Source organism: Alcaligenes sp. 1735tsa3, assembly GCF_024134565.1.
Lineage (GTDB): Bacteria > Pseudomonadota > Gammaproteobacteria > Burkholderiales > Burkholderiaceae_B > Alcaligenes > Alcaligenes phenolicus.
The window spans coordinates 445,151-465,901 of the sequence record NZ_CP099862.1 but is presented as its reverse complement, the minus strand read 5'-3'; the positions used below and the strand labels follow the sequence as shown (position 1 = coordinate 465,901).

The following is a 20,751-nucleotide window of genomic DNA, read 5'->3' as shown; positions in this document are numbered from 1 at the left end:
CTGTCTTGAAACCAGAAACCAGCTTGAGTGGTCTATCTGTTCCTGAACCCAGAACAGAACCGCACACACGGCTCCAAGCCCACAAAAAAGATAAGCGGCCAATGGGCCGCTTATCTACTTGTGTACTCCGGACTGATCACTCACTACTCAACTGATTGCTCCAGGGCCGCCAGTCTAGCCGCACGTACCTCTTCACGGATTCTGCCAGGCTCAGCCTTGAATTTCGCCGCCACTGCACCTGCGTCCACACCAGCCATAACCATGCGCAGCTTATCCCACTCCCATTCCGGGACCGCTTCCAGACATGCAGCCGCATTGACCAACTGCATGAAGCGATCCGGCTTGCGCAAGGCATCCAGCGACTCCATCACCTGCAAGGCCGACTCCACATCTGCACGGGGTTGCTGCAAAGCAGGACTGCTCAGCAGTACGGGCAACAGACGGGCCTGATCGCGCCATTCCGACGGAGCACGAATCTGCTCCGCCACCTGCGCAGGCGTTTCTGAGACATGGCACAAAACAGCAAAGCAACTTGCCAAATCCAACTGACGTTCTTTAGCGATCTGAACTTGCTCACCCACCTGATCGCTGTAGCTCAAACCGGGCATGACACGCTCTAGCGCGCCGACTTCCCGCAGCACTTCAAACATGCGAGCAGGTTGATTGGAGGACAGGCCTTTGGCTATTTCCAGATAAATGCGTTCAGGCACCAGCTCATCCACCTCGCCCTGCTCCACCAGCTCACGTGCCAGAGCCCAGGTATCGTCGGCCACGGTGAACTCGGAAAAGCGGGCCGCAAAACGTGCCAGACGCAGCAAGCGTACCGGGTCTTCGCTAAACGCGGTGCCCACATGCCGGAATAGACGGGCCTGCAAATCCGCCAAACCATTCAAGGGATCGTGCAGATTCCCCGCCGCATCCACTGCCATGGCATTGATGGTCAGATCACGGCGACGCAAATCGTCCGCCAGGCTCACGTCTGTGCCGGTGTAAAAGGTAAAGCCCTTGTAACCACGGCCCGACTTGCGCTCAGTTCGGGCCAGGGCAAACTCTTCTTTGCTATGGGGATTCAGAAAGACAGGAAAGTCGCCACCTACGGGAACAAAGCCGCGCGCGGCCAGGTCTTCGGGCCGGGCACCGACTACGACCCAATCCTTGTCACCCGCTGGTAGCCCAAGCAAGGCATCGCGAACCGCACCTCCCACCACATAGACCTGCAAGCCTTCCAGAACAGGATCTGGCGGCCCCATCAGGGCCGCCAGAGCTGCTTGCTGTCTGTCATCAAGCATGGACGGACTCATCAAGGCGAAATCGTACCCAAACGCCCTTTGAGGGACTGCGGCTGACCGCTGAACATCATGGCGTAATAGGTCGCGTTGGAGAGCACGTTTTTCACGTACAAGCGCGTTTCGGTAAAGGGAATGGTTTCGGCAAAAATAGCCCCTTCCACCGGAGTGTTCAAGCGCGAGCGCCACTGGCGGGGACGTCCTGGCCCTGCGTTATAGCCTGCCGATGCCAAGACCTGCGATCCATCCAATTGGCCCAGAACCATGTTCAGGTAATTGGTACCCAGCACCGTGTTCACCTCGAACTCGTTCACACGGGAGGGAGAGAAGTCGCGCATATCGATCTTGTTGGCCACCCATTTGGCGGTGGCAGGCATCAGCTGCATCAAGCCCGACGCCCCGACTCCCGAGCGTGCATCGGTAATGAAGCGCGATTCCTGACGGATCAGGCCATACACCCAGGCCGGGTCCAGATTGATGGACTTGGCCTGCTCGGTTACGCGGCCTTCAAAGGGCGCGATAAAGCGCTGGCTGAAGTCGATCTCGTTCTTGGTCAACAGGGAGGTATTCACCACGCGATCATAGATATGCTGCTCGCGCGCGAACTCGGCTGCTGCACGCAACTGTCTGTCGTTCATGCCACGCAAGGCAAAGTTCCACTCGGGTACCGCTTCCGGACGCCAGCCCAGCTTGAACAGCTCCACCGCACGCAGCAAGCCCGCATTGGTACGCGCATCCTGCATGTCCAACGGCGTCAAAGGCTGTGGCTGAGGAGGCAAGGAAGGTGTCAGACCCAACTCTTCTGTGGCCAGCTGACCGTAGAAGTTCAGATCACCCACAATGGACTGGAACTTGGCACGAGCCTGATCTTTATGACCCAAGGCTTCATGGGCACGCCCCGACCAGTACACCCACACCGGCTCGGCCTTTTGCGTATCGTTCATCTTGTCGATGGCGGCAGAGACATGCTTCCACTCGATGGTGCCCTGACGCAACTCAGCGCGCACTTGCCAGGCATTGTTGTAATCCGTCATGGGGGTACGACCGGAGCGGCGATACCATTTGGCCGCATCGTCTTCCACCCGCAAGGCACTGATCAGACCAAACTGGCCCCACACCCAATTCAGGTTTTCCTGAGGGATTTTGCCGGCCCAGGTACGGTCGATATAGGCCGCTGCAGCATCACGCTGACCACGACCCAGACGGGACAAGGCCAAGGACACCAGCTCCGGATTGACCGAACTGTTGTTCACATTACGATCCAGCCACTTCTGCGGCGAAGCCATCAAAGCGGTGTAATCCTTCATTTGCGGCGCAGTGAAGATAATCGCAGCCAGGCGGCGGGCCTGGGATGTGCGGTTATTTTCCAGAGCATCACGCATCAGATCACGGACCTGATTCTTGCTGATCACTTTACGGGCGTACAACTGGTCCAGTGCCGACCAGCAGGCCTGGCTTGGAGAGAACGACGCCAGCAAGTCCTGCACATCCACAGGCTGACCGGCCACATTCTGTGCCGACGCTACTGCACACTTCACAGCCGAGGTAGGGGCGTGAACGGGGGCCAGCTCACGCACCAAAGCATAATTGCCGGTACGCGCGGCCGCCACAATCCAGTCGGACTTCAGGCGATTTTCCAGATATTCGTCTTGATTGCCGCTCAGGAACAAACGAATTTGCTCATCGGGCACGGGCGTGGTCGTATCCTGCAAAATCCGGCGCAAGCGCCAGTATTCGGCGTAAGAACCCAGAACAGGATCATTAGCGGCAACCGGAGCCAGAGCATCGAGCGCCGTCCAGCGCTTGGCCTGCATGGCATCACGGGCGTCAATCAAAGCCTGGCGGGCCGTTGGCGGCACAGGCGGGACTCGATCCCAGCGACGCACGGCTTCTTTGGCAGGCTGCAACACGACAGCTTGCTTGGCAACGGCAGGATCCGGGGAATGGGTCTGGGCTTGCGGCGACTGCGACCCCGCACAGCCGACCAAACCCAGAGCAAACACCACCAAAGCGCTCAAGGGCGGGCGAGGAAGCATGGATGCCATGCCCCAAGCTGGTGTTTTCTGGTACTTTAGCTGGTTGATACCCATAGTGACGGCCTTTAGAAAATCACCCATGATTCAGAACGTAGAGCATAACGCAGCCGCGCTGCGCACGCGACTAAAAGACCTGCGAGCCGGGCAGCCCTCCATCGACACCAACCGGGGCGCTTTGCTGATCCGGGGCCGTCTGTTTACCTGGCTGGCTACCAACCGCAGCCGCCTGCGTGAACAGGGCCGTGCCGAACCCACCACCATTGCCGCTTTCTGGCCTATGGCCCAGGAGCCGGACTTGCGCCCACTGCTGCTTCAATGGGTGGAAGAGGAAGACATCAATGTCTGTCTGCCCGTTGTCAAAGAGGCCGATGCCCCTTTGAGCTTTGTCGAGTGGACACCCGAGACCGAAATGGAAAAGGGTCGCTACGGCATCGAAATCCCCATTTCCACTAAAACCATGCAACCGGATATTGTCCTGGTCCCCACCCTGGGCTACACCAGACAGGGTGATCGTCTGGGGTATGGCAAGGGTTACTACGACCGGACCTTGGCGGCGCTGAAAGAACAAAACCACGCTTTTACCAGCATTGGTATTGCCTGGGCAGTGGGCGATTTATCCGGCCAGGCCTACCAGCCCGCCCCGCACGACCAACGCCTGGACAGTATTCTGACTGATAAAGGCTGGGCTGTGCCCGCTCCGGAACTATAAGTAACCCGCTACCACAAACTGTTTAATCCAGAACTCTGTTTACCAAGCAGTTGATAAAACCGGGGCAGATGCAGGCTAGTCAGTTCCCCATGAAAAAACCCGCCACATTCATTTGGCGGGTTTTTTATCGCGACGCGAAGTGCTTAGCGCCAGGTCAGATTCGGCAAGATAGCCATGCTCGCATCTGCCCCGTTCAGGGTGTACATGTGAATGCCAGGAGCGCCGCCATCGAGCAGGTCCTGACACAAGCGTGCCACCACATCGATACCGAAAGCACGAATCGATGCACGATCATCACCAAAATCGGCCAGTCGCAGGCGAATCCAGCGCGGCACTTCTGCACCGCACATGGTCGAGAACCGCAGCAACTGGGACGAGTTGGTAATGGGCATGATGCCCGGTGTGATCGGAATCGTGACTCCTTGCGCCTGGGCTCGCTCAACAAAGCTGAAATACGAGTCCGGATTGAAGAAGTACTGCGTGATCGCACCGTGCGCACCTGCCTTGACCTTGTTCACAAAGTGACCCAGGTCGTCGCTAAAGCCTGTGGCCTGAGGGTGCATCTCGGGATAAGCGGCCACTTCGATATGGAAGTGTTCGCCATAGTTTTCACGAATGAATGACACCAGATCGCTGGCATAGCGCAGTTCGCCCGCGTCACCACCCATACCCGAAGGCAAGTCACCGCGCAGGGCCACGATACGTCGTATGCCCTGATCGCGGTAATTGTCCAGCATCTCGCCAAGCTGCGCGGGCGCCGTACCAATGCACGACAAGTGCGGTGCGACATCAAAGCCCAGTTTTTGCAGCAGTGCTACCGCATCGACCGTGCCAGCACGGGTGGAGCCACCGGCTCCAAACGTCATGCTGACATAGGCGGGGTTCAAGCCCATCAAGGACTTGGCGGTGCGCACCAGTTTTTCCTGCGCCGCGATATCTCGCGGCGGGAAAAACTCCAGGCTCAAGGTTTGCTTGTTGCTCATTTCATTAACAATCCCGACAGCAGCCCGGAAACCAGACTGTAGACGATCGCCCCAATCACGGCCCACCAGAAGCCTTCAACCTGGAAGCCTTTGAGGATGGAGCCCGCAAACCAGAACACCAAGGCGTTGAGCACCAGAAGGAACAAGCCCAACGTCACAATAGTGATGGGCAAGGTCAGCACAATCAGCAAAGGTTTGACCAAGGTATTGAGTAGGCCCAGTACCAGCGCAGCGATCAGTGCCGAGCCAAACGAGGCAACCGTAATACCAGGCAGGATGTAGGCGACAACCAGCAGGGCAACAGCATTCAGGATCCAGACAAGTAGCAAAGTCATGATAGGGCTCCAAGAATAGGCGTCCGAAGACGCCGGTGCGTTTTAGTAGCGGTAGTGCTCAGCCTTAAATGGCCCTTGCACAGGTACGTTGATGTAATCCGCCTGCGCCTGAGACAAGGTCGACAAGTTCACACCCAATTTCTTCAAGTGCAAACGAGCGACTTTTTCGTCCAGATGCTTGGGCAGTACATATACTTTACCCGTTTCGTAGTTCTCGCCACGAGTGAACAGTTCAATTTGTGCAATGGTCTGGTTCGTGAACGAAGCCGACATCACAAAAGAGGGGTGGCCAGTAGCACAACCCAGGTTCACCAGACGGCCCTTGGCCAGCAGAATGATGCGCTTGCCATCAGGGAAAATGATGTGATCAACCTGAGGCTTGATCTCTTCCCACTCCAGATCTTCCACCGAGGCCACGTCAATTTCATTGTCGAAGTGACCGATATTGCACACGATGGCCTGATCTTTCATGCGTTCCATGTGCGAGCGGTCGATCACGTGGTAATTACCGGTGGCAGTCACGAAGATGTCAGCCTTGTCAGCGGCTTCTTCCATGGTCACAACGCGGTAGCCTTCCATCGAGGCTTGCAGGGCGCAGATAGGGTCAATTTCGGTAACCCAAACCTGGGCGCGCAAGGCGGCCAGTGCTTGAGCACAACCTTTACCCACGTCACCAAAACCGCAAACCACGGCGATCTTGCCGGCAACCATCACGTCGGTAGCACGCTTGATACCGTCTACCAGGGACTCGCGGCAGCCGTACAGGTTGTCGAACTTGGACTTGGTCACCGAGTCGTTCACGTTGATGGCAGGGAAAGCCAGTTCGCCTTTCTTGGCCATCTGGTACAGACGGTGCACGCCTGTGGTGGTCTCTTCGGTCACACCCTTGATTTGGGCCAGACGGGTGGAGTACCAGGTTTTGTCGTTTTGCAGACGGGCACGAATGGAGGCGAACATGACGCGCTCTTCTTCGCTGCCGGGTTTGTCCAGAACGGACAGGTCTTTTTCTGCACGGGCACCCAGGTGCAGCAACAGGGTAGCGTCGCCACCGTCGTCCAGAATCATGTTGGCCTGCTCACCGGGCCAATCGAAAATGTCGTGGGCGTATTGCCAGTATTCTTCCAGGGTTTCGCCCTTGACGGCGAACACAGGCACGCCAGATGCGGCAATGGCAGCGGCAGCGTGATCTTGAGTGGAGAAGATATTGCACGATGCCCAGCGCACTTCAGCGCCCAGGGCAGTCAGGGTTTCAATCAGAACCCCAGTTTGGATTGTCATGTGCAAACTGCCGGCAATGCGCGCGCCCTTCAGGGGCTGGGAGGCAGCAAATTCCTCGCGGGTGGCCATCAGGCCAGGCATTTCGGTCTCGGCAATGGTCAGCTCGCGGCGGCCCCATTCAGCCAAGGAAATATCGGCAATTTTGTAATCGGTAAAAGTCACAGTCGGGCTCCGTTATACGGCACGCAGACTGCAGGGAGAGCAAATGAATTCTCACCAGCAGCCCGCCATGCAGGTCGTGGTGAGCGTCGTTCTCCAAGGTGGATACCACCTATCCATGCCCCGAGCCTGGCAAGACCGTGAGTCTTGTCGCAACGCCCCTCGAGGATGGCAAATGAATGTGGGTGATTGTACTCGTTTGGATCGTCTTGGGAAGACAGCCCCACGGGTAAAAATCATAATTTCTTCTCATGAGACTGGCACTTGCCCGTCCCACCCAGCGTTGCTGGCTGACTGGTTTCCCGGCCCCGACAACGCTGTCAAACTGCAGCAAAGCGCCGCCCGCAAGCGGCCTTTGCCTATCCGCACATCGCTTAGATAGCCTGACGCAAAGCCTGAGCCTTGTCCGTGGCTTCCCAGCTGAACTCGGGTTCGCTGCGGCCAAAGTGACCGTAGGCAGCAGTCTTGGTGTAGATGGGACGCTGCAGATCCAGCATTTCGATGATGCCGCGTGGGCGCAGGTCGAAATGTTGACGAACCAGCTTGGCGATCTCGGTGTCCGGGATCACGCCTGTGCCTTCGGTGTAGATGGTGATATTGATAGGCTCGGCAACACCAATGGCGTAGCTCAGTTGCACCTGACACTGGCGGGCCAGACCGGCCGCCACAATGTTCTTGGCCACGTAACGAGCGGCGTAGGCAGCGGAACGGTCCACTTTGGAGGGGTCCTTGCCGGAGAAAGCACCACCGCCGTGAGGGCATGCGCCACCGTAGGTATCCACAATGATCTTGCGACCAGTCAGACCGCAATCGCCTTGAGGGCCACCAATCACGAACTTGCCGGTGGGGTTCACCAGGAAGCGGGTTTTCTCGGTCAGCAGGTCCGAAGGGAAGCATGGACGAATGATGTGTTCGATCACAGCTTCGTGAATGTCTTTCTGGGACATTTCAGGCGCGTGCTGAGTGGACAGCACCACAGTGTCCACTTCGGTAGGACGGCCATCCACGTAGCGGAAGGTCACCTGGGATTTGGCGTCAGGGCGCAACCAGGGCAGACGGCCATCTTTGCGCAGCTCGCTCTGGCGCTGCACCAGACGGTGTGCGTACCAGATAGGAGCAGGCATCAGATCAGGGGTTTCGTCGCACGCGTAGCCAAACATCAGCCCCTGGTCGCCAGCGCCCTGGTTCAGCAACTCTTCTGGGCTGCGATCCACACCTTGGGCGATATCGGGCGACTGCTTGTCATAGGCCACCAGAACGGCGCAGGACTTGTAATCAATGCCGTAATCGCCATTGTCATAGCCAATGCGCTTGATGGTGTCACGGGCAACCTGGATGTAATCCACGTTGGCGTGCGTGGTGATCTCGCCAGCCAGCACCACCAGACCGGTATTGCACAAGGTCTCGGCAGCAACACGTGCCTGAGGATCTTGCTCGAAAATAGCGTCCAGGATAGCGTCGGAGATCTGGTCAGCTACCTTGTCGGGGTGGCCTTCAGAAACGGATTCGGATGTAAAGAGAAAGTCGTTGTTGTTCACAGCGTAGCTTCCTTGAATAAGGGCTGATAATCAGCACGAGGTTGAACAAACTGCGTTGCACCTCGAAGCCAGCGATGTGGATACGATAGACGGGGCGCGACGCTTTAGCGGTTTATAGTGGGCAGTTTGCTGCCCGATCGCTCCGCAAGTTGTCGTTTAACTCAGCGATACAATCCATTTTAAGCGAAAATACGTATTTATTTCAGCAAAACTTCACACTAAAGGATTGCCTGGCCCATGCTCGCGGCACTTTTACGTCTGATGGCTCGTCTGCCTTTACCCGTTCTTCATGGGCTGGGCAAAGGAATCGGACGCCTGATTTACGCTTTTCCCGGACGCTACCGCCGCCGTCTGCAAAGCCACTGCCGACAAGCGGGTTACGACTCCCCCGCATTTTTCCGGCAAGCGGCCGGACAAACCGGCGCCATGATCCTGGAAACACCGCGCGTCTGGCTGCATCCGCAAGCCTGTCTGGCCCGCTGCACCGTCGATGATGTGGCCTTGCTGGAGGCCACCCATGCCGAAGGACGCGGCGTGCTGTATCTGACCCCGCACCTGGGCTGCTTTGAAATTACGGCACGTTATCTGGTGGGTTTAGGCCCGCTGACCGTGATGTTTCGCCCACCACGCCAGGCCGTACTGGAACCCCTGATGGTGGAGTCACGTGAACTGCCCGGCCTGCATGCCGTCCCCGCCAATATGAAAGGTGTGCGTGAATTTGTCCGCGCGTTTCGCAAAGGTGAATCGGTAGGCATGTTGCCCGACCAGGTTCCCAGCGGTGGCGATGGCGTATGGGCACCCTTTTTTGGCCGCCCTGCCCTGACCATGACACTGGCTGGCAAGCTGGCCCGCCAATCCAATGTGCCTGTGATTGTGACCGCTGCCGAACGCCTGCCTAAAGGTCGCGGCTGGCATATCCACACCTTGCGCCTACCCGAGCCCTTACCCGAAGACCCGACGGAACTGGCCACCCTGATCAACGAATCCATGGAAAGCTTGATACGCCGTTTCCCCACCCAGTATCTGTGGGGCTATAACCGCTACAAGATTCCCCACGATGCGCCCCCTTTGCCTGGCGATACCACCCCATGAGTTTTAATTCTTACCCGCTGCTCAAATCCGTTTTCACCTACTTTGGCCGTGCCTCGGTACGCACGCGCCAGCGTTGGGGTGCTGTACTGGGCGGGCTGGTGCATCGCTTTGCCTCCCGCCGCCGTCATATCGTGCGTACCAATCTGGATCTATGCTTTCCAGACACGCCCGAGAGCACCCGTCGCGAATGGGAAAAGCAGCACTTTCGCCTGCTGGCCCAATCCTATCTGGACCGGGGCCTGCTCTGGTTTGGTTTGCCCAGCACTATTCTGAACACTCTGCACCTGACGGGCGAAGAACACATCACCCAGGCTCTGGAACAGGGTCGCAAGGTCATGCTGCTGGTGCCTCACTTTCTGGGTATGGATGCGGCGGGCACACGCCTGTCCATGTCCATCTCGCCCTTGGTTGCCTTTTACACTCCCCAACGCGACCCCCATGTGGATCGCCTGATGTACGAAGGCCGTAGCCGCTTCTCCTCCGTCCCGCTGATTTCTCGCAAGGATGGTATTCGCGGTCTGATGCGTGCGCTGCAAAAGGGCCAGCCGATTTATTACCTGCCTGATATGGACTTCGGCACCAAGGGCTCGGCCTTTGTGCCCTTTTTCAATGTCCCGGCGGCCACGCTCTTGTCCACAGCCCAGATCGCACGCAACCAGGACGCGCTCGTAATTCCCGTCATTTCCCGCGTGGACGCCGAGACTGGTCACTACCATATTCAGGTGCTGGAACCCATGTCCGACTTTCCGGGTGAAGGCAGCCTGGAAGAAGCCACGGAACGCATGAATGCCCTGATCGAAAAATATGTGCGCGAAGACCCGCCGCAGTATTATTGGGTACATCGACGCTTCAAAACCCGCCCTGAAGGTCAACCCGGCATCTACTAGGCCCCATCATGCACAGCACCACCACACCCCAGCCCGCTTCCTCGCTTTGGCGTTTCAGCAAAATGCACGGCGCGGGCAATGACTTTGTCATGCTGGATGGTGTCAGGCAAAGCATTGAAATGACTCCCGAACGCGCCCGCGCGCTGGCGGATCGTCACTTTGGCATTGGGGCGGACCAGATCTTGCTGGTTGAAGCCGCAACCGAACCCGGCGCGGATTTCCGATACCGCATATTCAACGCTGACGGTGGCGAGGTCGAGCATTGCGGCAACGGCGCTCGCTGCTTTGTCCGCTTTGTACACGAACAAGGCCTGTCCTCGGCCAACCCTTTAAGAGCACAAATTCGCACCGGCATCATCAGTTTGAATGACGATCCGGAGCTTGGCGTGGATGTCATGATGGGCACCACCCGATTTGCCCCTGCCGATGTCGCTTTTGACCCTAGCGGGCTGGAACAGAAAACTCAGGGCGAAGATACGCTGTGGCTTCTGCCCGTACCCGATCAAGCCGAACCTGTCGCCCTGTCACTGGTGTCCATCTCCAATCCGCACGCCGTGCAGGTGGTAGACGATGTGCTGCAGGCGCCGGTTGCCAGCGTCGGCCCCTTCATCGAATCTCACCCGCGTTTTGCTCAGAAGGTCAACGCCGGTTTCATGCAGGTTCTGGACGCCCATCACATTAAGCTGCGCGTCTACGAGCGCGGCGCCGGTGAGACCCTGGCCTGCGGTACAGGCGCTTGTGCGGCTGTGGTGGCAGGCATACGGCGGGGATTGCTCCAAAGCCCGGTTGTCGTTGATACTCGTGGAGGCAGTCTGCGCATTGAATGGGACGGACAGGCGCTACGCATGAGCGGCCCGGCCCAAACCGTCTTTACCGGACAAGTCGATATAGATGCACTGTGTGCGTCCCTAGCCAGAAAGGAAACCTTCTAGACATGGATACCCCCAACAGCCTTAGCGCCGTGGAAGTGGCCCAGTTTTTGAAAGCCAACCCTGATTTCTTCGACGCGCATGCCGATGTTTTTTCCAAACTGATGGTGCCGCACCCCCATCAAAGCCGCGCTATTTCACTGGGCGAGCGCCAGATCATGCTGCTGCGCGAGCGCGGCAAGAAAACCGAGCGCCAACTGGCCACGCTGGTCGCCAATGCCCGTGGCAATGAAAAAATTTCGCGCCAACTGCACCAATGGAACTGCCAGATGCTGGCCGAGTCCGACCCGGCAGCCCTGCCCCAACTGATCTGCAGCAGTCTGGAGCGCATCTTTGAAATGCCCGTTGTCCGTCTGCACTGCTGGAATCCGGACGAAGTGCTGGCTGACGACGCCCTGGTCAGCTGGGCCTACACCTTGATCAACCCCTATTGCGGCGCTCGACGCGAACAGGAGTTTCTGGCCGATTTGCAGCAAGACGCGCAATCGGTGGCCATTGTGCCCTTGACGTTTCCGGAGTCGAACACCCTGTTTGGTCTGCTGGTTCTGGGCTCGCCTGAAGCCACGCGTTTTACGGCCGATATGGGTACGGACTTTCTGGAAGGCATTGGCGAATTGTGCAGCGCCGCCCTGCAGCGTTTGTACAAGCCCAGCAGTGTTGATCAAAGCGAATGTCCGGCCTGAAAAAACAAGATCACTCCCCTTCTGGGGACACGCCTCAAAAGCAGCCAGCCGCCCCCCAGGCCCTCAGCCCGGCCATGCAAAGCTGGCTGCATCAACTAAGCCACGAAAAACGCTATTCGGAACACACCCTTAGTGCGTACCGTAATGATTTGCGCCACTTGCTGGCGCAGTACCCAGGTACAGACCCCGACACACTGACTCAAAGCCAGTTGCGACAGGCTGCCGCCCGCTTGCATGCGCAGGGCCTGGCACCACGCAGCCTGGCCCGCATTCTGGCAGCCTGGCGTGGCTACTATCAAGCGCGCACTAAAGAACTGGGTTGGCCCTTGAACCCTGCAGCCAGCCTGAAGGCACCCAAGATAGGCCGCCCTCTGCCCAAGGCCTTGTCCGTAGACCAGACCCAGCAGCTATTGGACCGCCCCACCGCCCCCATTCAGGACGACCCGGTCAGCTGGCGCAATCAGGCCATGTTCGAATTGTTTTATTCCAGCGGACTACGTTTGTCCGAGCTGGTCAGCCTGGACACGCACTATCACCAGGACGCGCACTACCAGTCCAAGAGCTGGTTACTGCTGGATGATCGTGAGCTGGTGGTCAGTGGCAAAGGCGGCAAGACGCGCCGCCTGCCTGTCGGGGAGAAAGCGCTGCATGCCTTGCAGCAGTGGCTGGAAAAGCGCCCGGCTTTGGCATCACTGGCGACCAGCGCAGATGCCAGTGCGGCCCTGTTTCTGGGTGCCCGTGGAGCCCGCATTCACCCACGCGTGGTGCAGCAAGAACTGGAAAGCTATGCCCGCGCTAGCGGCCTGCCGGTGCATGTCCACCCGCACAGCTTGCGTCACAGCTTTGCCAGCCATTTGCTGCAATCAGCACAAGACTTGCGGGCGGTGCAGGAGCTATTGGGTCATACCAATATTTCCACGACTCAGATTTATACCCGTCTGGACTTCCAGCATCTGGCCCAGGCTTACGATCAGGCCCACCCTCGGGCACAACGCAAGAACCGGGCCAGTGACAAGCCGGAGGAGTGAATCAGGGCTGCAAGGCCTTGACCAACTGGTCTGTATTCGAGCGCATCATGCCCAGGTAGGTATCCACGCCCGAGCCTGGGGCTCCCAAAGCATCGGAATACAAGGTGCCCCCAACTTTGGCGCCAGTCTCCCGTGCCACTTGCTCGACCAGTTTTGCGCTGACCGTGTTTTCCACAAAAATGGCCTGAATCTGCTCGCTACGCGCTTGCTGGATGATCTGCGCAATATCACGGGCTGAAGGCTCCGCCTGACTGGATACCCCCACCAAGGGAATGAAACGGATGTCGTAAGCCTTGCCCATATAAGAGAAAGCATCGTGCGAGGTAATGACCTTGCGCTTTTCTACCGGCACCGCCTGCAGGCGGGTTTTGATGGAATCGTCCAGCTCCTGAATGCGCTGTGCGTAATCCTTGGCGCGACGCTGGTAGTACTCGGCATTGGCCGGATCAGCCTGCTCCAGACCTTTGCTGATATTACGAACATAGATCTGTGCCAGGCCCAGGCTTTGCCAGGCGTGGGGGTCCTGGCTGCCGTGCTGATGACTATGGTCATGGTCATGGTCATGACCAGCATGATCCTCGTGTCCGCCACCTTCAAATGCCAAAGGCGTAATACCTTCTGTCGCCACGACTTGCGGCCCTTTATAGCCTGCTGCCTGCTGCAAGCGTGGCAGCCAGGTCTCGAACTCCAGACCATTGATCACCAGCAGTTGCGCGTTAGCCAAGGTCTTTGCATCACTGGGACGCGGCTCAAACGAATGGGCATCCCCATTGGCGGGCACAATCGTGCTGGCCATAACCTTGTCGCCGCCTATCTCCTTGACCATATCGTTCAAAATCGAGAAGCTGCTGACCACACGCAAAGGCTCCGCCTGCACCGACAGGCTGGCCGCCAGCAAGCCCAGGGCCAGCACCGTGCGGCCTGAGTAAATGTCTCGCATTTTCATCAATCGTGCTCCAAGAGAGAGGCCATGCGCCGACGCCGTGCACGCCATTGGGAATAAGCACGCAGCAAACCGCCTTGGGGGCCAAAGGTGATAGAAAGAAAATAGAAGGCGCCGGCTGCCAAAATAATCGCGGGCGACGCAGGCACGTTGTAGTAGTACGAGAACAGCAGGCCCAGATAGGCGCTGATCATGCCCAGCAAGGCCGCCACCAGCATCTGACGACCAACGGAATACACCCAGAATCGGGCCGAGGCAGCGGGCAGCATCATGATCCCCACCACCATCAAGGTTCCCAGCACCTGGAAGCCAGCCACCAGCGTGATGACCAGCATGAACAAGAACAACATATGGACGACGGAACCGCGCCCGCCTTGCGTGCGCAAAAAGATCGGGTCCATGCACTCCAGCACCAGAGGCCGGAACACCAAAGCCAGAATAATCAGCGTAACCGTCGTGCTGCTGGTCACCAGCAACAAGGAGGCATCATCCAGGCCCAGCACCGTGCCAAACAGCACATGGATCAAATCCATATTGGAGCCGCGCAAGGACACCAGCAGCACCCCCAGCCCCAGGGAGACCAGGTAGAAGGCCGCAAAACTGGCGTCCTCCCGTTGTGGTGTCAGGCGGGCCACCAGTCCGGCCAGCAAGGCGACAACCAGGCCGGTAATCATGCCGCCTATGGCCATCGCGCTTAAAGACAGGCCCGCCGTCAGAAATCCAACCGCCACACCGGGCAGGATGGCATGTGCCATGGCATCACCCATCAGGCTCATGCGGCGCAACACCAGGAATACCCCCAAAGGTCCGGCCGCTGCAGCCAAGGCGAAAGAACCAGCCAGTGCGCGCTTCATGAAACCAAAGTCCATGAAGGGGCCAAACAGCACATCAATCAGCGCCATCATAGGTAGTCCCCCGCGCACAAATGGCGAGCCAGATGCAGGTTCTCGGGAGTTAGTACCGCTTCAGTTTCCCCCCAACCCACTACCTGACCGGCAAGCAGCACGGTTTGCGGAAAACAGCTACGCACCATATCCAGATCATGCAGCACGGCCATCACGGTACGGCCCTGCTTGTGCCAGTCCAGAATCAGGTTCATCAATTCGTCCGAGGTTGCACGGTCCACCGCGGCAAAAGGCTCGTCCAGCAAAAGGATCTGGGCATCTTGCATGATCATGCGGGCAAACAAGGCGCGCTGTAACTGACCGCCCGACAAGGTGCCAATGGAGCGACGCGCAAAGTCGGCCAGACCCACCTGCTCCAGCGCATGACCAATGCGTTCGTGCTCGGCTTTGGGGAAACCACCCCAGGCGCCCACACGCTTCCAGGCTCCCATGGCCACCAGATCATGCACCGTCACCGGAAAACTTTTGTCCAGATCGCCCATCTGCGGCAACAAGGCCAGCTGATTCAGAAAACCGCTATCGACAGCAATGCGCCCTTTCAGGGGATTGATCTGCCCGGTCAGCCCTTTGAGCAAGGTGGATTTACCAGCACCGTTAGGCCCGACGATAGCCGTCAAAGAGCCTCGGTTAAAACAGCCGCTGATATCACGCAGAGCGATTTTGTCTTTCCAGCCCAGCGCGACATGCTCGAGTTCGATCAAGGTTTGATGTGAACTCATGCCCTTACCACGCGCCCAATGCCCAGGCGGTCAGTAGCCACAGGGCTCCTGCCACGCACAAAGCGCCCAGTACGCGCTGTCCGGCCGAGGCCAGCAAGAGCGAACGACGAGGTGCCGGACTGCGGAAAGTCGAGGGAAATTGAGGACAGGACATGAAACAGGGATAATGCGGCTAGATTGGGAATAATTTAATTTTCCAAAGATGTTATAACATAACAATCAACCCATCAAGCGCCATGCCTGTACATATTCTTACGCCCAACGCCATTGAAGATCAGCTCGCTACCGCTGAACAGCTTTGTCTGGAACGCGGTAAACGGCTGACTTCAATTCGCCGCCAGGTGCTGGAAATCCTGATTCAGGCCCAGCGCAGTTTGCGCGCCTACGAACTGCTGGATCTGGTTCGCGAGTTCCAGCCCGGCGCCAAACCCCCTACCGTTTACCGCGCCCTGGACTTTCTGACTGAAGAAGGCCTTATCCACCGCCTGGATGCCGTCAATGCCTGGACGGCCTGTGTGGATGCCGGCGGCCACCCGCACGACTTGCTGATTGTCTGCACCCAGTGCGGCACCGTGGTGGAGCTGTGCGCTCCGGACCTGAGTCAAAGGCTGGCCGACTGTGTGCGCGGAGCGGGCTTTGCCCTGTCCGGCCACGAAACTGAACTGCGCGGCCTGTGCCAACGTTGCGTTGCAGCTAAAAACGAGCGAAAACCCTTATCTGCCCCCTAAAACGTGGTATTTTGCCGCCAATCGGTATATATTCCCCGATCTATTGGCAAACCTCTGTGAATTTTTACAGATCACCGTTTGCCCAACAGGCAAGGCTGTGATGTAATCGCACGTTGTTTTCGTGCGGAGCAGATGGGTGCAGGAAGCCGCGGTTGGTGCCGTGCCTTGTACCTTTCGCCCGCCACTGCGAGGCATGTTTATGAACGCGGCATCAGATCTGAACAACATGGTTCCAGTCACTGTTCTGACTGGTTTTTTGGGCGCTGGTAAAACCACGCTGCTCAAGCGCATCCTGAGCGAATATCACGGTCGACGCATTGCCGTCATCGAAAACGAATTCGGGCCCGAAGGTATCGACAACGAACTGTTGGTGCAGGACTCCGAAGAAGAAATCGTTGAGCTGAGCAATGGTTGCGTATGTTGCACCGTGCGTGGTGACCTGATGCGCACCCTGAATGATTTGCGCGTTCGCCGCCAGGCAGGCGAACTGAAGTTCGAGCGCGTCATCATCGAGACCACCGGCATGGCTAACCCCGGCCCGGTCTGCCAGACCTTCTTCATGGACGATGATATTGCCGACTACTATCGACTGGACGCGGTCATCACGGTCGTGGATGCCAAACACGGCATGGCCACACTGGACCAGCAAGAAGAAGCTCAAAAACAAGTTGGTTTTGCGGACCGCCTGTTGATCTCCAAAAAAGATCTGGTCAACGATGTGGATTACGAGGCCCTGCGTGCCCGTCTGATCCGCATCAACCCGCGAGCCACGATTACGCCGGTTCACTTCGGTGAAACCGACATCAAGGATTTGCTGGAAGTCAGCGGTTTCAACCTGAATTCCATTTTGGACATTGATCCTCAATTCCTGGCAGAGCAACACCCCGATGCGGCGGACGGCCATGATCACCACCACGATCATGCCCACGGCGACGAAGGCGAGTGCGGTCCGGGCTGCGGACACGATCACCATCATCACCACCACGAGCACGCAGCTCACAATGACGAGATCGGGGCTTTCGTGTTCCGTTCGGACCGTCCTTTCGACCCCGAGCGTCTGGAAGATTTCCTGTCGGGCATTGTCCAGGTATTTGGACCAGATCTGATGCGCTACAAGGGCATCCTGTATCTGAAGGGCATCAATCGCCGTATGCTGTTTCAGGGCGTACACATGATGATGAGCGCCGAGCCTGGCAATGCCTGGCTGGCCAAAGATAAAAAGGGCACCAAGCTGGTCTTTATTGGCCGCAAATTGCCACAAGACATATTCACCCAGGGCCTGGAGAATTGCCTGGTTTGAATTAATAATTATTCAGTAAATGCGGAGCGATTGCGCGTGACGACAGTTACAGGCTCCCAGACGTCAACAAGAGGTAAGCATCATGGCAACTAAGTCACATGACAGTACTACAACCCTGCTGACCGAGCAGGAGCTTTTGGCGATGCCTGAGTCAGACTACATGAACGCCGCCCAGCTGGAGTTTTTCAAGCATCGCTTGCGCCAGCTGGAGCAAGACATTCTGGCCAACGCGGGTGCTACAACGGAAAACCTGCGTGAAACCCAGTTCGTTCCTGACCCGGCTGACCGTGCCACGATCGAAGAAGAACACGCTCTGGAGCTGCGTACCCGCGACCGCGAACGCAAACTGCTCAAGAAAGTGCAACAGTCCATCGCCCTGATCGATTCGGGCGAATACGGCTGGTGTGAGGAAACTGGCGAGCCCATCGGCCTGCCACGTTTGCTGGCACGCCCAACGGCTAACCTGTCTCTGGAAGCCCAGGAGCGTCGCGAGAAGCGTCAGAAGATGTTTGGGGATTGAACCTCCGACCCTAGCGAGTGATTACGCAAAGCCCTCCCATAAGCAAGTATGCAATGGGAGGGCTTTTGCTTTGATAGGTTCATACAGCCCCATTACCACGCAAGTTATCGCTTGATCTGTATATCCAATCATATATACGGAAGAAGGAAAGTCTACGTCCCAGAATCAGACAAAAAATGATACAAAGAACATGTTTTGAAACTCTGTGCTTCCTGCCTTATGGCCGACACAACCTTAAACCATGTCAACCAAACGATCATTGAACAAATGCGCTAAGTGCTCTCATACTTGGTACCCTCGTGGCAAGGAGCTATCCGTGCGATGCCCGGAATGCACCAGTACTGATGTCAGCTATGCGAGCACTGGTTTCTGGTGGAAGACACTAGCAACACTCCTATTCCTTGCTGTAGCAATCGGTTCGTGCAACAAGACACCTCAGCGCGCCAGTTCAGCCAGCGGAGAGGAACAAAAGACACTCCCCTTGCAATCGCAAAACTCCGGAAAACTACTCAATCAGCAACTGGAGAGCAATAGATCTATGCAAAACCCATCCGTGAACTTCAAACTGAACTAGATTGTTCTGTTTTTCTCATTCACACGAAGAAATATATAGGTCGGCACATTGCTCCTTGAAATTTCCTTCCGGGCCCCCAGATGGGAACCTTAAAGGAAGGAAATCATGGAACAATTTCACGCCACTACTATTGTCTGTGTACGCCGCGGAGATCAGGTCGCCATTGGCGGCGATGGTCAGGTCACCCTGGGCAATATCGTCATCAAGGGCACGGCCCGCAAAATTCGCCGTTTGTACAACGACAGCATCCTGGCCGGTTTTGCCGGTGCGACGGCTGACGCCTTCACCTTGCAAGAGCGCTTTGAAGCCAAGCTGGAAAAGCACCAGGGCAACCTGCTGCGCGCCGCCGTCGAACTGACACGCGACTGGCGTACCGACCGCGTTCTGCGCCGTCTGGAAGCCATGCTGTTGGTGGCGGACAAGGAGCACACGCTGGTGCTGACCGGCAATGGCGACGTGCTCGAACCCGAACATGGCCTGGCCGCCATCGGCTCGGGCGGCTCCTATGCCCAATCTGCCGCCATGGCCTTGCTGCAAAACACCGATATGGCTCCCGCCGACATCGTCAAGAAATCGTTGGAGATCGCAGGTGATCTGTGCATCTATACCAACCAGAACCATATCGTCGAAACACTCTGACAGCCGGATACACCACCATGTCTACACCTAATATGACTCCCGGAGAGATCGTCTCCGAACTGGACAAGCATATCGTTGGCCAGGGCAAGGCCAAGCGCTCCGTGGCCGTGGCCCTGCGCAATCGCTGGCGCCGCCAGCAGGTTGCCGAGCCCCTGCGTAGCGAGATCGTCCCCAAGAACATTCTGATGATCGGACCCACCGGCGTGGGTAAAACCGAAATCGCCCGTCGCCTGGCCAAGCTGGCCAACGCGCCTTTCATCAAGGTCGAAGCCACCAAGTTCACGGAAGTGGGCTATGTGGGCCGCGACGTTGAAACCATCATTCGCGATCTGGTGGATATTTCGGTCAAGCAAACCCGCGAAATCGAAATGCGCCGTGTGCGCACCCAGGCCGAGGAAGCCGCTGAAGACCGTATTCTGGACGTGCTGGTGCCCCCTTCGCGCGATGCTCACGGTCAACCCCAACGCGAGGACAACTCTGCCCGCCAGGTGTTCCGCAAGCGCCTGCGTGAAGGCAAGCTGGACGATACCGAGATTGAAATCGAGATGGCCCAGGCCATGCCTCGCATGGAAATCATGGCCCCTCCCGGCATGGAAGAGATGACCGAGCAGTTGCGCGGCATGTTCTCCGGTCTGGGTCAGGAAAAGACCAAAGCCCGCAAGCTGACGGTCAAGGAAGCCTTCAAGCAACTGACCGAAGAAGAAGCGGCCCGCCGCGTCAATGAAGACGATTTGCGCACTGCTGCAGTGGCCAACGCCGAGCAGAACGGCATCGTGTTCCTGGACGAGATCGACAAGATCACGGCGCGAGGCGAGAGCCAGGGCAGCGGCGGCGATGTGTCCCGCCAAGGTGTGCAGCGCGACCTGCTGCCTTTGGTAGAAGGCACCACCGTCACCACCAAATACGGGGTGGTACGTACCGACCACATCCTGTTTATTGCCTCGGGTGCGTTCCACCTGTCCCGCCCATCGGATCTGATTCCTGAACTGCAAGGCCGCTTCCCCATCCGTGTGGAACTGGAATCGCTGAGCGCCCAGGATTTTGTACAGATTCTGTCCACGACCGACGCTTCGTTGACCAAGCAATACGCAGCCTTGCTGGGCACCGAAGACGTACAACTGGACTTCCGTCCCGACGGTATCCAGCGTCTGGCCGAGCTGGCCTTTGAGGTCAACGAGCGTACCGAAAACATTGGTGCCCGTCGCCTGTACACCGTTATGGAAAAACTGCTGGAAGAGCTGTCCTACAGCGCTGGCAGCCACGGTGAGCAAAACGTGGTCATTGATGCGGACTACGTGAACAAACAGCTACAGGAAACCGCAGCCAGCCAAGATCTGGCGCGCTACGTGCTGTAAGCCTGACTTCGGTCGGACATGAAAAAGGGGCAGATTTCTCTGCCCCTTTTTTCACATTCCGCTTGCAGACCACACCCCACACGGCAACAGGCTCTACCCTGTCGACGTAAACGCGATGGCCATCA

The 20,751-nt window shown here is 57.6% G+C and carries 21 protein-coding genes and 1 riboswitch; of the genes, 11 read left to right on the top strand and 10 right to left on the bottom strand.

The window, feature by feature from the left end:
• Nucleotides 1–143 precede the first annotated feature (143 nt).
• A complete protein-coding gene (locus tag NIZ92_RS02105; protein WP_254002619.1) occupies nucleotides 144–1,289 on the bottom strand; it encodes a tRNA CCA-pyrophosphorylase in 1,146 nt (381 codons plus the stop codon).
• Nucleotides 1,290–1,300: 11 nt separating this feature from the next.
• A complete protein-coding gene (locus tag NIZ92_RS02100; RefSeq protein WP_254002618.1) occupies nucleotides 1,301–3,403 on the bottom strand; it encodes a lytic transglycosylase domain-containing protein in 2,103 nt (700 codons plus the stop codon).
• On the opposite strand from NIZ92_RS02100, the gene NIZ92_RS02095 reads away from it, so the two are divergent.
• A complete protein-coding gene (locus tag NIZ92_RS02095) occupies nucleotides 3,402–4,031 on the top strand; it encodes a 5-formyltetrahydrofolate cyclo-ligase (RefSeq protein WP_254002617.1) in 630 nt (209 codons plus the stop codon). The genes NIZ92_RS02100 and NIZ92_RS02095 overlap by 2 nt on opposite strands.
• A 143-nt stretch (nucleotides 4,032–4,174) precedes the next feature.
• Here the strand turns inward: NIZ92_RS02095 and metF are convergent, their stop codons facing one another.
• From metF to metK, 4 genes are all read right to left on the bottom strand, one after another.
• Nucleotides 4,175–5,014 (bottom strand): methylenetetrahydrofolate reductase [NAD(P)H], encoded by an 840-nt coding sequence (gene metF / locus NIZ92_RS02090; protein WP_021447042.1) that lies wholly within the window; start codon nucleotides 5,012–5,014, stop codon nucleotides 4,175–4,177.
• Nucleotides 5,011–5,349, bottom strand: coding sequence for a phage holin family protein (locus tag NIZ92_RS02085; RefSeq protein WP_009462594.1), 339 nt, complete (start codon nucleotides 5,347–5,349; stop codon nucleotides 5,011–5,013). Before NIZ92_RS02085 ends, metF begins: the two co-directional genes overlap by 4 nt.
• Nucleotides 5,350–5,391: 42 nt before the next feature.
• On the bottom strand, nucleotides 5,392–6,789 hold the full coding sequence (ahcY, locus tag NIZ92_RS02080) for an adenosylhomocysteinase (protein WP_026484121.1): 1,398 nt from the start codon (nucleotides 6,787–6,789) through the stop codon (nucleotides 5,392–5,394).
• A gap of 74 nt (nucleotides 6,790–6,863) precedes the next feature.
• Nucleotides 6,864–6,956: riboswitch (S-adenosyl-L-homocysteine riboswitch) on the bottom strand.
• A 204-nt stretch (nucleotides 6,957–7,160) separates the two neighbouring features.
• Complete coding sequence (metK, locus tag NIZ92_RS02075; RefSeq protein ID WP_026484120.1) at nucleotides 7,161–8,324, bottom strand: methionine adenosyltransferase; 1,164 nt, start codon at nucleotides 8,322–8,324, stop codon at nucleotides 7,161–7,163.
• 237 nt (nucleotides 8,325–8,561) lie between these two features.
• Between metK and NIZ92_RS02070 the strand changes: the two genes are divergently transcribed.
• The 5 genes from NIZ92_RS02070 to NIZ92_RS02050 all read left to right on the top strand — a co-directional run bounded on the left by NIZ92_RS02070 (nucleotide 8,562) and on the right by NIZ92_RS02050 (nucleotide 12,943).
• Complete coding sequence (locus tag NIZ92_RS02070) at nucleotides 8,562–9,416, top strand: lysophospholipid acyltransferase family protein (protein ID WP_060186174.1); 855 nt, start codon at nucleotides 8,562–8,564, stop codon at nucleotides 9,414–9,416.
• A complete protein-coding gene (locus NIZ92_RS02065) occupies nucleotides 9,413–10,303 on the top strand; it encodes a lysophospholipid acyltransferase family protein (protein ID WP_009462598.1) in 891 nt (296 codons plus the stop codon). Before NIZ92_RS02070 ends, NIZ92_RS02065 begins: the two co-directional genes overlap by 4 nt.
• An 8-nt stretch (nucleotides 10,304–10,311) precedes the next feature.
• Complete coding sequence (dapF, locus tag NIZ92_RS02060; RefSeq protein ID WP_203145158.1) at nucleotides 10,312–11,235, top strand: diaminopimelate epimerase; 924 nt, start codon at nucleotides 10,312–10,314, stop codon at nucleotides 11,233–11,235.
• 2 nt (nucleotides 11,236–11,237) lie between these two features.
• Nucleotides 11,238–11,915: a DUF484 family protein gene (locus NIZ92_RS02055; protein ID WP_254002616.1), complete on the top strand. Its 678-nt coding sequence runs from the start codon at nucleotides 11,238–11,240 to the stop codon at nucleotides 11,913–11,915.
• A 74-nt stretch (nucleotides 11,916–11,989) separates the two neighbouring features.
• Nucleotides 11,990–12,943: a tyrosine recombinase XerC gene (locus NIZ92_RS02050; protein WP_226348179.1), complete on the top strand. Its 954-nt coding sequence runs from the start codon at nucleotides 11,990–11,992 to the stop codon at nucleotides 12,941–12,943.
• 1 nt (nucleotide 12,944) lies between these two features.
• Here NIZ92_RS02050 and NIZ92_RS02045 read toward each other — a convergent pair whose 3' ends face one another.
• Genes NIZ92_RS02045 through NIZ92_RS02030 form a run of 4 tightly spaced genes read right to left on the bottom strand, consistent with a single transcriptional unit; the run spans nucleotide 12,945 to nucleotide 15,664 of the window.
• On the bottom strand, nucleotides 12,945–13,889 hold the full coding sequence (locus tag NIZ92_RS02045; protein ID WP_254002615.1) for a metal ABC transporter substrate-binding protein: 945 nt from the start codon (nucleotides 13,887–13,889) through the stop codon (nucleotides 12,945–12,947).
• Nucleotides 13,889–14,788, bottom strand: coding sequence for a metal ABC transporter permease (locus tag NIZ92_RS02040; RefSeq protein ID WP_031232761.1), 900 nt, complete (start codon nucleotides 14,786–14,788; stop codon nucleotides 13,889–13,891). The genes NIZ92_RS02045 and NIZ92_RS02040 overlap by 1 nt, the downstream gene beginning before the upstream one ends.
• Nucleotides 14,788–15,510 carry a metal ABC transporter ATP-binding protein gene (locus NIZ92_RS02035; RefSeq protein ID WP_035273564.1) on the bottom strand — a complete coding sequence of 241 codons (723 nt, stop codon included), beginning with the start codon at nucleotides 15,508–15,510 and terminating at the stop codon, nucleotides 14,788–14,790. The genes NIZ92_RS02040 and NIZ92_RS02035 overlap by 1 nt, the downstream gene beginning before the upstream one ends.
• Nucleotides 15,511–15,514: 4 nt before the next feature.
• Nucleotides 15,515–15,664: a hypothetical protein gene (locus tag NIZ92_RS02030; protein WP_165589481.1), complete on the bottom strand. Its 150-nt coding sequence runs from the start codon at nucleotides 15,662–15,664 to the stop codon at nucleotides 15,515–15,517.
• 82 nt (nucleotides 15,665–15,746) lie between these two features.
• On the opposite strand from NIZ92_RS02030, the gene NIZ92_RS02025 reads away from it, so the two are divergent.
• The 5 genes from NIZ92_RS02025 to hslU all read left to right on the top strand — a co-directional run bounded on the left by NIZ92_RS02025 (nucleotide 15,747) and on the right by hslU (nucleotide 20,626).
• The gene (locus tag NIZ92_RS02025) at nucleotides 15,747–16,238 is read left to right on the top strand and encodes a Fur family transcriptional regulator (RefSeq protein WP_009462608.1); all 492 of its coding nucleotides are present in this window, start codon (nucleotides 15,747–15,749) and stop codon (nucleotides 16,236–16,238) included.
• A 199-nt stretch (nucleotides 16,239–16,437) separates the two neighbouring features.
• Entirely contained in the window at nucleotides 16,438–17,538 is a 1,101-nt protein-coding gene (locus tag NIZ92_RS02020; RefSeq protein WP_009462610.1) for a GTP-binding protein, read from the top strand.
• Nucleotides 17,539–17,620: 82 nt separating this feature from the next.
• The gene (gene dksA, locus NIZ92_RS02015; protein WP_026484112.1) at nucleotides 17,621–18,058 is read left to right on the top strand and encodes an RNA polymerase-binding protein DksA; all 438 of its coding nucleotides are present in this window, start codon (nucleotides 17,621–17,623) and stop codon (nucleotides 18,056–18,058) included.
• A 679-nt stretch (nucleotides 18,059–18,737) separates the two neighbouring features.
• Nucleotides 18,738–19,271, top strand: a complete 534-nt coding sequence (hslV, locus tag NIZ92_RS02010; protein ID WP_009462614.1) for an ATP-dependent protease subunit HslV — start codon at nucleotides 18,738–18,740, stop codon at nucleotides 19,269–19,271.
• Between the two features lie 17 nt (nucleotides 19,272–19,288).
• Entirely contained in the window at nucleotides 19,289–20,626 is a 1,338-nt protein-coding gene (hslU, locus tag NIZ92_RS02005) for an ATP-dependent protease ATPase subunit HslU (RefSeq protein ID WP_026484111.1), read from the top strand.
• Nucleotides 20,627–20,751: the final 125 nt, after the last annotated feature.